Origin of the sequence: Bacillus sp. EU52 (genome assembly GCF_037964975.1) — a bacterium.
Classification (GTDB): Bacteria; Bacillota; Bacilli; order Bacillales; family Bacillaceae; genus Bacillus; species Bacillus subtilis.
In genome coordinates this window covers 1896884-1911782 of the sequence record NZ_CP150177.1, presented here as the reverse complement: position 1 = coordinate 1911782, position 14899 = coordinate 1896884, and the positions used below count along the sequence as shown (strand labels likewise).

At 42.6% G+C, this 14899-nt stretch carries 12 protein-coding genes; 4 read left to right on the top strand and 8 right to left on the bottom strand.

Annotated elements, in window-relative coordinates:
* Window positions 1–43: 43 nt before the first annotated feature.
* The 3 genes from NSU05_RS09665 to NSU05_RS09655 form a co-directional block, all read right to left on the bottom strand.
* The gene (locus NSU05_RS09665) at window positions 44–640 is read right to left on the bottom strand and encodes a DedA family protein (protein ID WP_003231529.1); all 597 of its coding nucleotides are present in this window, start codon (window positions 638–640) and stop codon (window positions 44–46) included.
* 72 nt (window positions 641–712) lie between these two features.
* Complete coding sequence (gene galU / locus NSU05_RS09660; RefSeq protein WP_038429048.1) at window positions 713–1606, bottom strand: UTP--glucose-1-phosphate uridylyltransferase GalU; 894 nt, start codon at window positions 1604–1606, stop codon at window positions 713–715.
* A 6-nt stretch (window positions 1607–1612) separates the two neighbouring features.
* Window positions 1613–2059 (bottom strand): GtrA family protein, encoded by a 447-nt coding sequence (locus NSU05_RS09655; protein ID WP_052124601.1) that lies wholly within the window; start codon window positions 2057–2059, stop codon window positions 1613–1615.
* 587 nt (window positions 2060–2646) lie between these two features.
* Between NSU05_RS09655 and xynD the strand changes: the two genes are divergently transcribed.
* Both xynD and xynC read left to right on the top strand, forming a co-directional pair.
* Window positions 2647–4188: an alpha-L-arabinofuranosidase gene (gene xynD / locus NSU05_RS09650; RefSeq protein WP_038429047.1), complete on the top strand. Its 1542-nt coding sequence runs from the start codon at window positions 2647–2649 to the stop codon at window positions 4186–4188.
* 130 nt (window positions 4189–4318) lie between these two features.
* Window positions 4319–5587, top strand: coding sequence for a glucuronoarabinoxylan endo-1,4-beta-xylanase XynC (xynC, locus tag NSU05_RS09645; protein WP_038429046.1), 1269 nt, complete (start codon window positions 4319–4321; stop codon window positions 5585–5587).
* Window positions 5588–5853: 266 nt separating this feature from the next.
* Here the strand turns inward: xynC and NSU05_RS09640 are convergent, their stop codons facing one another.
* The 3 genes from NSU05_RS09640 to NSU05_RS09630 all read right to left on the bottom strand — a co-directional run bounded on the left by NSU05_RS09640 (window position 5854) and on the right by NSU05_RS09630 (window position 9384).
* A complete protein-coding gene (locus NSU05_RS09640; protein ID WP_038429045.1) occupies window positions 5854–6117 on the bottom strand; it encodes a YnfE family protein in 264 nt (87 codons plus the stop codon).
* Window positions 6118–6184: 67 nt separating this feature from the next.
* On the bottom strand, window positions 6185–7684 hold the full coding sequence (gene eglS, locus NSU05_RS09635) for an endo-1,4-beta-glucanase EglS (protein WP_038429044.1): 1500 nt from the start codon (window positions 7682–7684) through the stop codon (window positions 6185–6187).
* Between the two features lie 302 nt (window positions 7685–7986).
* Window positions 7987–9384, bottom strand: a complete 1398-nt coding sequence (locus NSU05_RS09630) for an alanine/glycine:cation symporter family protein (RefSeq protein ID WP_021479777.1) — start codon at window positions 9382–9384, stop codon at window positions 7987–7989.
* Window positions 9385–9893: 509 nt separating this feature from the next.
* Between NSU05_RS09630 and NSU05_RS09625 the strand changes: the two genes are divergently transcribed.
* Together NSU05_RS09625 and NSU05_RS09620 are read left to right on the top strand one after the other, a co-directional pair.
* Window positions 9894–10247, top strand: coding sequence for a hypothetical protein (locus NSU05_RS09625; RefSeq protein WP_014476950.1), 354 nt, complete (start codon window positions 9894–9896; stop codon window positions 10245–10247).
* A gap of 25 nt (window positions 10248–10272) precedes the next feature.
* On the top strand, window positions 10273–10398 hold the full coding sequence (locus NSU05_RS09620; protein WP_003231548.1) for a hypothetical protein: 126 nt from the start codon (window positions 10273–10275) through the stop codon (window positions 10396–10398).
* Between the two features lie 46 nt (window positions 10399–10444).
* Here the strand turns inward: NSU05_RS09620 and parC are convergent, their stop codons facing one another.
* A complete protein-coding gene (parC, locus tag NSU05_RS09615; RefSeq protein WP_038429043.1) occupies window positions 10445–12865 on the bottom strand; it encodes a DNA topoisomerase IV subunit A in 2421 nt (806 codons plus the stop codon).
* Between the two features lie 3 nt (window positions 12866–12868).
* Window positions 12869–14836, bottom strand: coding sequence for a DNA topoisomerase IV subunit B (gene parE / locus NSU05_RS09610; RefSeq protein ID WP_038429042.1), 1968 nt, complete (start codon window positions 14834–14836; stop codon window positions 12869–12871).
* Between the last annotated feature and the right edge of the window lie 63 nt (window positions 14837–14899).

Here is a 14899-nt window from a genome sequence, read left to right as displayed (position 1 = left end):
TATGCATAGGGGAGCGTCAGTCACCCCTATGCATATCCGCTAGCTATCGTTTAAATATGGCTGTACGTTTCTTAATCACAAAATAAAGGGCTATCACGACAACAGCCAATATCATAATCGGTGTTGTATAAGTGCCTGCTATATTCTCAACATCATCCCACTGGCTTCCTAGCTGTATGCCTAAATAAACAAACAGAATAGACCATGGAATGATAGCAAGCACAGTCAGTACCACAAATTTGAGAAAAGGCATTCTGGCAATACCTGCCGGAATGGATATGGCATGTCTGACAACCGGTATAAAACGAGCCGAGAAGACAACTCCGGCGCCGTATTTCTGAAACCAGTTTTCCGACATGTCGATATGATGCTTTTTAATCAATAAATACTTCCCGTATTTGTCCAGAAATGGCCTGCCGCCATAGCGGCCGATCCAGTAAATAAAGATCTGGGCAATGGTACCCCCGATAACACCCGCAATAATTGCGCCAATAAATCCAATCGTGCCTTCCGATACCATATAGCCGCCATAAGCTAATACAATCTCACTCGGAATGATTTCAATCATTAACCCAATCGCAATACCCGCATATCCCATGTTCGTCAGCCATGTTAAAATTTCGCTTATCAAACTGCCCACATTCTTCACAACCTGTCCTAATCTTTTTCACTATTATATGACTGATTGACGAGCAAGATGGTTACAATTTTTTTACCGCAGCATTTCTTTCGTTTCCCGTTTGATCACATCTTCTAAATAGGCCAAAAGCTGAGATCTCATTTCGGGACGCATTAAGCCGATTTCGGTGCTCGCTTTAAAACAGCCTAGCTTATCGCCAATGTCATATCGATTTCCTTCCAGCAGCCGGGCGTGGATCGGCTCCTTACGGCAAACCTCACGAAGCGCATCTGTCAGCTGAATTTCGTTGCCCGCGCCTCTGCCAATTGTCTTCAAAACGGAGAAGATCGAAGAATTCAGCACATAACGTCCCATTACTGCGATTTCCGAAGGTGCTTCTTCAGGAGAAGGCTTTTCCACTAAATCGTTCACTTCATATACATGCCCTTGAGACCCTGATGTATTTATAATACCATATTTGCTGACATCCTCAGGGAGAACTGACTGTACACCGACAACCTCTGTGCCATAAACGTCATATACATCCATTAATTGCCGAAGAGCCGGTGTTTCAGACACCATAATATCATCACCTAAGAGAACAGCAAAAGGCTCATCTCCGATAAAATGCTCCGCACACAGCACCGCATGGCCTAATCCGAGCGGTTCTTTCTGGCGGATGTAATGAATGTTGGCCAAATCGGCAATCTGCTGCATTTCCTTAAGTGTCTCCGTCTTGCCTTTTTCCCAGAGATTGAATTCCAATTCCGCCGACCGATCAAAATGATCTTCAATCGAGCGTTTATTTCTCCCTGTAATAATCAGTATATCTTCAATTCCTGACTCTGCGGCCTCTTCTACAATATATTGGATTGCTGGTTTGTCGACGATTGGGAGCATTTCTTTAGGCTGCGCCTTTGTCGCCGGCAGAAATCTCGTTCCTAAACCCGCTGCGGGAATAACTGCTTTTCTCACTTTTTTTCTCATTCATCCTCACTCCTGATCCTGTATGTTTTTCAGTGAATCTCCAAATACCCAGATTCGGTTTCCGATAAAATTCATCATCATTCCGCCGATAGTGGCGGCGAGCTTACTCACCAAAAGCGAGCAGCCGCAATTTTGAAACAAATAAAGCAGCAAAAAGGTGATCCCTGACGCGGCAATATTAATCATGAGAAAACGCACGATCTCTTTCCCGTCAGCCTTACGTTTCACACAAAACGTCCAATTCCGGTTCCACACATAGCTGTTGACGATACCTGCAGTATAGGAGCAGATCTGCGCCGGCAGATAAGAGACATGACAAGCGGCAAGAAGAAAGAAGACACCAAAATCTATCAGCGTATTGCCGACGCCTACGGTGCAAAAACGGCCTAATGTCTTTATTTTTTCTTTCAGCGTAACGGACCTCCCTTCATAAAAGATGCGAGTGGCAGTCATATTTGTTGATATGGATTACTATAGCGGACAGTGTTGAATAAACAATTAAAAAAATATGAACAAAACATGAAAAAGCGGGTATACCGCTCAATAGTCTTATACTCTTGAAAAAACAGCCGCATTGAACGGCTGTTTTTTGTGTCTGAAAACATACAAATATAAACGGAGTGTTAGCCCCATCTTATCAATGAATAAATGTATCCAGTTCCTTTGTAGAATCGAACACTAACTCCTCCAAAAGTTTCTATACACAATTTTTTTAATGATGTAGGATGTTAGATAAAGGGATATCTTGGATAATGATGTAATCTCCGTTCAATGTGATTAGTGGAAGGCCATGAACAATCCTGTCTTTTTATTTTCTGGACAATGGTCGCTAGGAATGGGGAAGTTTTTTTGAACAATTTTGAAGGAGTGATGCGATCTCCTCGAAGAAAGGAGAGAATGGAGACATATGAAGATGAGCTTTCAGAACAACTGGGAACATTGCTAAACAGCTTCCGGCTACTTTATGCGTGCGATCTTCATGACCTGTTGTTATCAAAAAGAAAATCCCCCATTTTAAGGAAAAAGGAGGATGTGAAGTGATGAGGAAAAAGTGTAGCGTATGTTTATGGATTCTAGTTTTATTATTGAGCTGCTTATCTGGGAAGTCTGCGTATGCTGCCACCAGTAGTACAATTGCAAAACATGTAGGGAATTCAAACCCGCTTATCGACCATCATTTGGGAGCGGATCCGGTTGCGCTGACCTATAACGGAAGAGTCTACATCTATATGTCAAGTGATGACTATGAATATAATAGCAACGGAACAATTAAAGATAATTCATTTGCCAATTTGAATAGAGTATTCGTCATATCTTCAGCGGATATGGTGAACTGGACAGACCACGGAGCCATTCCGGTAGCAGGTACCAATGGAGCTAATGGAGGCCGTGGAATTGCAAAATGGGCAGGTGCGTCATGGGCACCGTCAATCGCAGTTAAAAAAATTAATGGCAAGGATAAATTCTTCCTTTATTTCGCAAACAGCGGCGGAGGTATCGGGGTTCTCACCGCAGACAGCCCGATTGGTCCATGGACCGACCCAATCGGAAAACCGCTCGTAACGCCAAGTACGCCAGGAATGTCTGGTGTTGTATGGCTTTTTGATCCGGCAGTATTTGTAGATGACGACGGAACCGGTTACCTGTATGCCGGCGGAGGCGTTCCTGGCGGTTCAAATCCAACGCAGGCACAATGGGCCAATCCTAAAACGGCTAGAGTCATAAAATTGGGGCCTGATATGACGAGTGTTGTTGGAAGTGCATCTACAATTGATGCGCCTTTCATGTTTGAAGATTCGGGATTGCACAAGTATAACGGAACATATTATTACTCCTATTGCATTAATTTCGGCGGCACGCACCCGGCCGATAAACCCCCGGGTGAGATCGGCTACATGACCAGTTCAAATCCCATGGGTCCCTTTACATATAGAGGGCACTTCCTGAAAAATCCGGGTGCATTTTTCGGAGGTGGCGGAAACAACCATCATGCTGTTTTCAATTTTAAAAACGAGTGGTATGTGGTGTACCATGCGCAAACTGTCAGTTCCGCTCTGTTCGGGGCCGGCAAAGGATACCGTTCTCCACATATTAATAAGCTGGTGCATAACCCAGATGGATCCATCCAAGAGGTAGCAGCAAATTATGCAGGTGTAACACAACTTTCCAATTTGAATCCTTATAACCGGGTAGAAGCTGAAACGTTTGCTTGGAATGGACGCATTTTGACAGAGAAGTCCACAGCACCCGGCGGGCCAGTAAATAATCAGCATGTAACAAGCATTCAAAATGGAGACTGGATTGCTGTAGGAAATGCAGACTTCGGAGCGGTCGGTGCCAGGTCATTTAAAGCAAATGTAGCATCCACTTCAGGCGGGAAAATAGAAGTGCGCCTCGACAGTGCAGACGGTAAGCTTGTTGGAACTCTGAATGTACCTTCAACAGGCGGAGCGCAAACGTGGAGAGAAATAGAAACTGCAGTAAGCGGGGCAACCGGTGTGCACAAAGTATTCTTTGTATTTACCGGAACAGGTACAGGAAACTTGTTTAATTTTGATTACTGGCAGTTTACGCAAAGATAGTACTCGTAATGGGACCGCTTAAAAACGAGGCGGGTGAAGTACGGGCGGGCACCGGAACAGCCCGCCATTATGGATATGCCATGCAGATTTTTTAATACCGTAAAAGACACATGACGAAGGAGAGGAATAAATGATTCCACGCATAAAAAAAACAATTTGTGTACTATTAGTATGTTTCACTATGCTGTCAGTCATGTTAGGGCCAGGCGCTACTGAAGTTTTGGCAGCAAGTGATGTAACAGTTAATGTATCTGCAGAGAAACAAGTGATTCGCGGTTTTGGAGGGATGAATCATCCCGCTTGGGCTGGGGATCTTACAGCAGCTCAAAGAGAAACTGCTTTTGGCAATGGACAGAACCAGTTAGGATTTTCAATCTTAAGAATTCATGTAGATGAAAATCGAAATAATTGGTATAAAGAGGTGGAGACTGCAAAGAGTGCGGTCAAACATGGAGCAATTGTTTTTGCTTCTCCTTGGAATCCTCCAAGTGATATGGTTGAGACCTTTAATCGTAATGGTGACACATCGGCTAAACGGCTGAAATACAACAAGTACGCAGCATACGCGCAGCATCTTAACGATTTTGTTACCTTCATGAAGAATAATGGTGTGAATCTTTACGCGATTTCGGTACAAAACGAGCCTGATTACGCTCACGAGTGGACGTGGTGGACGCCGCAAGAGATACTTCGCTTTATGAGAGAAAACGCCGGATCGATCAATGCCCGCGTCATTGCGCCTGAGTCATTTCAATACTTGAAGAATTTGTCGGACCCGATTTTGAACGATCCGCAGGCTCTTGCCAATATGGATATTCTCGGAACCCACCTGTACGGCACCCAGGTCAGCCAATTCCCTTATCCTCTTTTCAAACAAAAAGGAGCGGGGAAGGACCTTTGGATGACGGAAGTATACTATCCGAACAGTGATAACAACTCGGCGGATCGATGGCCCGAGGCATTGGATGTTTCACAACATATTCACAATGCGATGGTAGAGGGGGACTTTCAAGCTTATGTATGGTGGTACATCCGAAGATCATATGGACCTATGAAAGAAGATGGTACGATCAGCAAACGCGGCTACAATATGGCTCATTTCTCAAAGTTTGTGCGTCCCGGCTATTTAAGAATTGATGCAACGAAAAACCCTAATGCGAACGTTTACGTGTCAGCCTATAAAGGTGACAACAAGGTCGTTATTGTTGCTATCAATAAAAGCAACACAGGAGTCAACCAAAACTTTGTTTTGCAGAATGGATCTGCTTCAAACGTATCTAGATGGATCACGAGCAGCAGCAGCAATCTACAACCTGGAACGAATCTCACTGTATCAGGCAATCATTTTTGGGCCCATCTTCCAGCTCAAAGCGTCACAACATTTGTTGTAAATCGTTAAGAGCACAAAGACACACATAAATAATAGAGTGTCTGAATTGGCGATTTTCCGATTGGGAAATCGCTTTTTTATTTTGTTGCTGAATTACAGGAAGAAGAAAGGATGTATATAAAAACAGCAAAGCTTTAATCTTCATCTTTTCTAGTTTACATAATATATATTCTAGGAAGTAGACAAAATAAATAAATTTCTGTCTCAATATTAAAGTATACTTAAGTTAGTGAGACAGAAGTTGAAATTTTGAAATTTTACTGCTGAATGACAAATCAAAAAAATGGTGTTGTCAATCCATGATAAACTGCTTCTAAATCTTCCAGCGTCATATCGCCATATGCGCATTTGATAACAGAATCAGCAAACACATCATAGTCATAATCTGTAGAAAATCCTTGCTGCAGCTGTTTTTCGTAAACTTCGATCTGATCTTTTTGATGCTGGATGTCTTTTTCCTTACCTGGATAGTCGGGACCATTTATCATATTACTCATTTCTTTGTACAGCATCATATACTGTTTCAGTATTTCATCCACAACGCCAAACCTCCTATTAGATGATAAAAACGGACATCGTTACTGATGTCCGCCAAAAAAAGCTTAACTAATTTGGTTCTGTTCCCCAAATCAGTTTTCCTTGATCATATAATGTGATTTTTTTCGTTGTTTTAAACGTATTTGATTTGAAAAAGGAATAATCGCCGCTTTGTGCATAATTGCTCCAGTCATCATTGTGAAGACGGAGCTGAATATTCCCTGTGCTGGCTCCCGGTGCCAGCGTTCCGTTTTTAAATCCAAGTTCCAGATAGGTATCTGCACCTTGCTTTGCTTTATGCAACGTCACAAACTTGTGTGTCACATTGCCGCATCCAATCTGCGCGTAGTCACAGTCAACGTTTTGGCCTTTGTTTTTCGCTTTATACCAGTAACGGGCAGTGACATCTTTTAAATCAACCTTGGTATTGCCGTTATTTTTTATTTGAAGCTGCGGACGAATTTGGTTGCTGTTCATACTCCCATCCCCTGCTCTGTATTGTACAGAAATACCGTTTTCCTGTGTGGGTTTATCTTTTGCTGGCGTTTCAGGAATGTCCTTCGTCGAATCTTTGGTGCCGAGAATGTTTTCTCTAACGAATGTTCCTGAAGCAGATAAATCTGACAACAGCCAGCCGCCTGTTTTAGATGCCCCCGGCTTTAAAGCTGAGGATGATTCCTGCTTATCAGAAAGATTCCAGTTCACCCAGCTAATGGTCTTGCTATCGAGATATTTCAGCCATTCCCGCGATTGATCAAGGAATACACCGCCATTTCCGGAAGCATCACTTGTCCCCCATTCTGTCACAAAAATAGGTGCTCCTTTGCTGAGTGCATAGTTTGCTTTATCCCGTAAAAACTGGCCGTGTGTGCCGGCATAAAAATGAAGTGCGTACATAACGTTTGCATCTTTTAGCTGGTCATCGGCTGCATCATTCACATCCTGGCTCCATGTACCGGTTCCGACAATGATGATGTTGTCTGGATCATTTTTGCGGATAACGGAAATCACTTCTTCCGCATAGGGTTTAATATCACGCTTCCAGTTCACATCACCGTTTGGTTCGTTTGCAATTTCATAAATGACGTTTGGCGTGTTTCCGTAAAGACTTGACATTTCCTTGAAGAATTCTTTTGCCTTCTCTTTATTTTGGTTTGGATTACCGTCATTTAAGATATGCCAGTCAATGATGACATATATCCCAAGCTCTTTTGCCGCTTCAACCGCTTCTTTTACTTTATTTTTCACGGACGGGTTGTCAATATAACCGCCATCTGCCGTATACATCGCTGCACGGAAAACGGTGATACCCCAATCGTCCCTCAACCATTTTAAGCTGTCTTTATTGACATATTCTCCATACCATTGCAATCCGTGTGAACTGATCCCCTTCAGCTGTACCGCTTTACCGTCTCGGTTAACGAGCTGTGTACCTTTTATGCTAAGCTGGCCATTCTTGGCTACTGGCGTTTTTGTCCCTGCTGCTGATGCCGGCGAAGCCAGCATGCCGCCCATTGTCAATAACGTAATCAATAAACACGTAATAAAAATCGAGATTGACCGTTTCATATCTGATCTTTTCCTCCTTCGCATCATTTTGGCTCTCCACTTCTTATGAGCACGAACTCATTGTAAAAATCTTTCTCATGATTGTCTATCAACCTAATTTCTTGTTTTTGGGAGGTTTAAAAGCCTGTCAATTTACTCTATCTCCATTGAATAAGACACACATGACACATATAGAACAAAGAAAACCGGACTGAATTGGGACTTTACAGGTCATTTTTCATTCGAGTCGAAAAATTAAATTTATTTCCAATAATGAAAAAGCTGCATTCAACTATTGAATGCAGCTTTGTTTTATATTTATATTATGCTTCTTGTTTCTCATCTTCCCATGTTTCAGCGTTTTTCAGCCCTGGGATGTTTTTCGCTTTAAACACAGGATCAAGTCCTTGCTTTCGCTGTTTCGCGTAATCTTTATACACTTTGTAAGCAACGTTTGACAGCAGCGTAATCACAATTAAGTTGATCAGCGCCATGATACCCATAAAGAGGTCCGCCATATCCCAAACGATTTGGAAGCCTGATAAAGATCCATACACAACCATAGCAATTACGGCAATACGGTAAATGTTCAGCCATGTTTTGCTTGTTTTAATAAATTCAATGTTTGTCTCGCCATAATAATAGTTGCCGACAACTGAACTGAATGCAAACAAGAACATTGCGACTGCGATGAAAGTCGGCGCCCAGCCTCCAATATGATGGTTAAGAGCAGCCTGTGTGACTTGGATGCCGTCGCCTTTTGGCGTTACACTGTACAGCAAAATAATAAATGCTGTGGACGTGCATATGATAAATGTATCGAAAAATACGCCTAATGTTTGAATAAAGCCTTGCTTTGCCGGATGGGATACATGAGCCGTCGCAGCCGCGTTTGGTGCGCTCCCCATTCCTGCTTCGTTTGAAAAAAGTCCGCGTTGCGCACCGATAACGATGATGCCGCCTATTCCGCCGCCGACGACTTGTTCAAAACCTAAAGCATTTTTAACAATTGTAGCGATAACGCCAGGGAAAGCCGTAATATTCGTGATGACAACAAATAAAGCGATAAGAATATAAATGCCTGCCATAACCGGCACAATTAGCTGTGAAACAGCGACAACACGTTTTAAACCGCCGAAAATGATAAACGCAGTTAAAACCGCCAGAACTATGGCTACAACTATTTTATTCACATGGAATGCGCCATCCAATGCTCCAGCAATTGTATTTGTTTGAACAGCGTTAAAAATCAAGCCGAATGAGACGGTAATTAAGATTGCAAAAACGATGCCAAGCCATCTGGCTCCAAGACCCTTTTGAATGTAGTAAGCCGGACCTCCGCGGAAATCCTCCCCGTCTCTCACCTTATAAAGCTGCGCTAACGTACTCTCAACAAAGCTTGAAGCCATACCTACTGCAGCTACTACCCACATCCAAAATACAGCGCCCGGTCCGCCTGTCGCAATTGCTAAGGCTACACCAGTCAAATTCCCTGTGCCGACTCGGGATGCGGCCGAAATAAAGAATGCCTGCATAGATGAAACACCTTTATTTCCTTCCGGCTTCTCCCCTACTATTCTGAACATTTCAATAAAATAACGGAATTGGATAAAACCAAAACGTATGGTAAAAAATAATCCAAGCCCTATTAAAATATAAAATAGGTATTTCCAGATGAAATCACTTGGAATATTAATCAAACTATTGAAAAAAGACTCCATATTTACCTCCCGTTTTCATCAATTCAATACGAATTCGATTTTGATGTTAGATTTTTTAACATAACGAGTTTTATTATATCACAATATGACGAATTAGGAAGTTTTTTCGAGAAGAATATTGTCATAGCCAGATGTTACTCTGTCGACCCCTTCTCTATTATTTTCCTACGAATAAAAACATTCCTTGCAAGCTGGCTTTAAAAAAAGAGTACCCTATTAACAATGTAATCATTTCTTCCCATTCTCTTGCCTTTCTCTTTGATTTACACATAAATAAAGTAATAAATCCTAAACAACAAACATATCATTTAAAATATGTTTTTATTCACACCATAAACCGGGTATACATACGCTAATAAAAGAAGTTTTCTCTTTCAAAAATAAGCAAAAAGATATATACTTAACAAAGTTAAGTTTATTTTTAAATTTAATAAATCAGGTTTACTTTTAGGATGGATTGGGGTATTATTATAAAAATATTCAGTAATATTAAAGGAGGGGGAGATCATTTGAAAAAAGTAACGATATTGAAAGCATCCATCTTATTCTTGGCGATTGCCAGTTTTCATTTGCTCTCAATTCCCCACGCCTTTGATATCGGCCATCATTATAAAGCCGTAGCCGACCAGCAGGAAATGCATGAAATGAAAGCCGGCCAAAATGCTGATGATGAGAAGAAATCCATCACAGGGGCATTTACGCTGACCGCTTTATGGGCAATGGCTGTTCTGCTGCTGACCGCTGAAAGCAAAAGTACGGGATACTCCCGCAGACGTCAGCGGAAAAAAAGCTTTATACTGGCCAAATTTTATCAATCGTCTTATTTCGGCAAACTTCATGTTCAACATCACCCGATTATGTAACGAAAATATGAGGAGGCTGTTTAACATGTTGTTTATCTTAAGAATGGTGATTTTAGGCTTATTCTCTTTCACAGCGCTAAATTTATTTGTATGGCAGGGAATTGAAGTCATTCATGCGGTAACAGATCTATTCACCAACCATGAAAGCTGATAAAAAACAAACGAAACCCGCTCATATAGTATGAGCGGGTTTTTTATTATTGTTCTATATGAAGGCGCCAAACAGCTGTAACCTTACCTGATTCCTCTTCATCAAAAAAGAAAGAGCCATTGCTGTATCTGTCGTTTGTCCGCAACTCTTTTGCCTGCAGTTCTTTTCTGTCGCCTTTTTCTGTTTCTGCCATTAGTCGCTGTTCAAGACCGCAAGCGAACAGTGCTACAACACGGTGAGGATTCTTTTTCAGTTCCCTTAGCATTACGACACCGCGTTTTGCGCGGGATGTCTTCTCGAACTCAGAAAGACTCATGCGTTTTACCGCTCCCCGCTGTGTGAACAAGACAATTGAATCAGATTGCTGAAGGATCTCACCGGAGACAACAAAGTCATCCTCTTTTAAGTTAATCCCTTTGACACCTGCCGCACGCGCGCCAACTACATTCACTTCATCTTCTCCAAACCATAGACCGTACCCTAAGTGAGTGGCCATAAAGATCTGGCTTTCCCCATTTGTTACATGTACATCAATCAGTTCATCTTCACCCTTCAGATTTAAGGCCACAAGCGCCTTAGAATAACGCTGTGCTTTATAATGGGTGAGCTCTGTCTTTTTCACCATCCCGTTTTTCGTAAAGAATAGAAGATATGCCGACGGATCAAATTCTTTTATCGGTATGGCCTTTACAATCGTTTCATCACGGTCAATAGTGATCAGATTTGAAAAATGCTGGCCCATGTCCTTCCATCTGATATCAGGCAGCTGGTGAACAGGACAATAGATGTAGCTTCCTTTGTTCGTAAAGAGCAGCAGCACGTCTGTCGTATTCATTTCAAACTGATGCAGCATCCTGTCCGTATCTTTCATTCCGAAATCCTGACCGTTGGAAGCGGCAAATGAGCGCTGGCTCGTCCGTTTTAGGTAACCATCCTTCGTAACGGTTACATATACATCCTCAGATGCAACCATGACTTCGAGATTGATTTTAATTTCTTCAATTTTTTCTTCAATCACGGAGCGTCTCGTATCTGCATATTTCTTTTTCAGTGCTTTTAAGCTGTTTGTAATCACTTTTAGCAGTTTTTTATCATTGCTCAGAATAGATTCGAGCTCTTCAATTTTTTTACCGAGCTCTTCTGCCTCTTCCTTAAGCGCTGTGATATCGGTATTGGTTAAACGATATAGCTGCAATGACACGATGGCTTCAGCCTGAGGCTCCGTAAATTCATATTTCGCGATCAAATTGTTTTTAGCGTCACGTTTATCGCTAGAAGAACGGATTGTTGCAATCACTTCATCTAAAATAGACAAAGCTTTCATGAGCCCTTCTACGATATGATGTCTGTCTTTTGCTTTTTGAAGCTCATAAACGGACCGGTTTGTGACAACTTCCTTTTGGTGTCCGATATATGCATCCAAAATAGACGGCAGGCTCATCAGCATCGGACGACGGTTATGGATAGCCACCATATTGAAGTTATATGTGATCTGCAAATCAGTATTTTTGTATAAGAAATTCAAAATGCCTTTGGCATCAGCTTCTTTTTTCAGTTCAATGACCACTCTCAGCCCTGTTCGATCCGTTTCATCACGAACCTCTGAGATGCCTTCAACCTTTTTATCAATACGGAACTCGTCCATTTTTTTTACAAGGTTTGCTTTATTTACTTCAAATGGAATTTCAGTAATGACAATTTGTTCTCGTCCGCCTCTGATTGTTTCAATTTCAGCCTTTCCGCGGATAATGATTTTTCCTTTTCCGGTTTCGTAAGCTTTTCTTATCCCGTCAACGCCCTGAATAATACCGCCTGTCGGAAAATCAGGCCCTTTAATGACTTCCATAAGTTCATCAACAGAGCAAGATGGCATTTGAATACGCTTAATGACAGCATCAATGACTTCTCCCAGATGATGAGGGGGAATGTCGGTCGCGTATCCTGCTGAAATCCCGGTAGATCCGTTGACCAATAGGTTAGGAAACATCGCCGGGAGTACGACAGGCTCCTTGCTTGTATCATCGAAGTTCGGCACAAATTCAACCGTGTTTTTGTCAATATCCCGAAGAAGCTCAGATGCAATCGGAGATAATCGTGCCTCTGTATAACGCATGGCTGCCGGGGGATCTCCGTCGATACTTCCATTGTTTCCATGCATTTCGATTAACACATTACGAACTTTCCAATCCTGGCTCATCCGCACCATTGCTTCATAAACCGAGCTGTCACCGTGCGGATGATAGTTACCGATGACGTTACCGACCGTTTTGGCCGCTTTTCTGAAGTTTTTATCAAACGTGTTTCCATCTGTATGCATTGCATACAGAATTCTGCGCTGTACCGGCTTTAATCCGTCTCTCGCATCGGGCAGCGCCCTGTCTTGAATAATATATTTACTGTAGCGTCCAAAACGGTCGCCGATCACCTCTTCTAATGGTAAATCATGAAATAATTCTGGCTGTGACAATCATTAAACCTCCTCAGCGACCGATAAGTTTTCATTTTCTAAAATATTGCTTTCTTCATCTAAGCCGAAAGCGACGTTTTTCTCAATCCACTTTCTGCGCGGCTCTACTTTGTCTCCCATTAACGTCGTCACACGTCTCTCTACACGTGCCGCATCGTCAATTTTGACCCTAACAAGTGTGCGGGACTCCGGATTCATCGTCGTTTCCCACAGCTGGTCTGCGTTCATCTCTCCAAGACCCTTATATCGTTGAATGGTATAGCCTTTGCCGACTTTTTTCAGGACATCACCCATCTCTTCATCAGACCATGCATATTCAATGATTTCCTTCTTCCCGCTTCCTTTACTGACCTTATATAAAGGTGGCAGCGCAATGAACACCTTGCCATGCTCAATGAGCGGTTTCATATAGCGATAGAAAAAGGTAAGAAGCAGCACTTGAATATGGGCGCCGTCAGTATCGGCATCGGTCATAATGATGATTTTGTCGTAGTTGATGTCATCGATTGAGAAATCTGCTCCGACTCCCCCGCCGATCGCATGAATGATCGTATTGATCTCTTCATTTTTAAAGATATCAGCAAGCTTAGCTTTTTCTGTATTAATGACTTTACCGCGTAAAGGCAGAACCGCTTGGAATCTGCGGTCTCGTCCCTGCTTGGCTGACCCGCCTGCTGAATCTCCCTCAACGAGATACAATTCATTTTTTGCCGGGTTTCTTGAACCCGCAGGCGTCAGCTTTCCGCTTAAAGTCGCTTCTGATTTTTTTCGTTTTTTGCCGCTTCTTGCTTCTTCACGGGCTTTGCGTGCCGCTTCGCGCGCCTGGCTCGCCTTGATTGCTTTTTTGACAAGAAGCGTTGCGATGTCCCGATTTTCCTCTAAAAAGTAAGCAAGCTGCTCTGAAACAATCGCATCAACCGCTGATCTTGCTTCACTGGTACCGAGCTTTCCTTTTGTTTGTCCCTCAAATTGAAGAAGCTCCTCAGGTATGCGGACAGAAATAATGGCTGAAAGCCCTTCCCTTATATCGGTGCCTTCAAGGTTCTTATCCTTTTCTTTCAGCAAAGCCACTTTTCGCGCATATTCATTAAAAGCACGCGTCATCGCAGTTTTTGCACCTGACTCATGCGTCCCGCCGTCTTTTGTTCTGACATTGTTGACAAACGACAAAATATTTTCAGAATAACCATCGTTAAACTGGAACGCAAAGTCCACTTCTATAGAATGATGCTCACCCTCAAACGAGACCACTTCAGACAAGACGTCTTTTTCTTCATTTAAGTAAGCAACAAACGCTTCTATGCCGTTTTCATAATAAAAGACCTCACGCAGGTCATTGCGTTCATCAATCAGCTCAATTTTTAGTCCTTTTAACAAAAACGCAGACTCTCTTAAGCGCTCAGAGAGCGTTTCAAAATTATAAGTGGTTGTGCTGAACATCGTTGGATCTGGCTTAAAGTGAGTAAGAGTTCCCGTCTTTTTTGTTTTGCCGATCTTTTCGAGAGATGTAACCGGTTTTCCTCCATTTTCAAATCGCTGCTGATAGACAAAACCGTCCCGCTCAATGGTAACCGTCAGCCATTCAGATAAAGCATTCACGACTGATGCACCAACTCCGTGGAGCCCGCCGCTTGTCTTATAGCCGCCTTGGCCGAATTTTCCTCCGGCATGAAGCACCGTTAAAATCACTTCAGGGGTTGGTTTGCCGAGCTTATGCATTCCGGTCGGCATGCCGCGGCCTCTATCCTGTACAGAAATACTATTGTCTTTATGTATTTTGACGATTATGTGATCTCCATGGCCGGCAAGCACCTCGTCGACAGAGTTATCTACAATTTCATAAACCAAGTGGTGCAAACCCCGCGCGTCAGTAGAGCCAATATACATACCCGGCCTTTTCCTGACAGCCTCAAGGCCTTCGAGCACCTGTATGGCATCTTCGTTGTAATCAAATTGCTGTTTTCTAGCCAAACGTACAAACCCCTTTCAAAAACTAACATTGTCTTTCTCTTTTCAGTGTTACACATCATTTGT

What these genes read in the sequence shown, in the direction of transcription:
- galU (WP_038429048.1), bottom strand. Translation starts at nt 1,606, where the DNA reads ATGAGAAAAAAAGTGAGAAAAGCAGTTATTCCCGCAGCGGGTTTAGGA.
- xynC (WP_038429046.1), top strand. Translation starts at nt 4,319, where the DNA reads ATGATTCCACGCATAAAAAAAACAATTTGTGTACTATTAGTATGTTTC.
- eglS (WP_038429044.1), bottom strand. Translation starts at nt 7,684, where the DNA reads ATGAAACGGTCAATCTCGATTTTTATTACGTGTTTATTGATTACGTTA.
- xynD (WP_038429047.1), top strand. Translation starts at nt 2,647, where the DNA reads ATGAGGAAAAAGTGTAGCGTATGTTTATGGATTCTAGTTTTATTATTG.
- NSU05_RS09655 (WP_052124601.1), bottom strand. Translation starts at nt 2,059, where the DNA reads ATGACTGCCACTCGCATCTTTTATGAAGGGAGGTCCGTTACGCTGAAA.
- NSU05_RS09630 (WP_021479777.1), bottom strand. Translation starts at nt 9,384, where the DNA reads ATGGAGTCTTTTTTCAATAGTTTGATTAATATTCCAAGTGATTTCATC.
- NSU05_RS09620 (WP_003231548.1), top strand. Translation starts at nt 10,273, where the DNA reads ATGTTGTTTATCTTAAGAATGGTGATTTTAGGCTTATTCTCTTTCACA.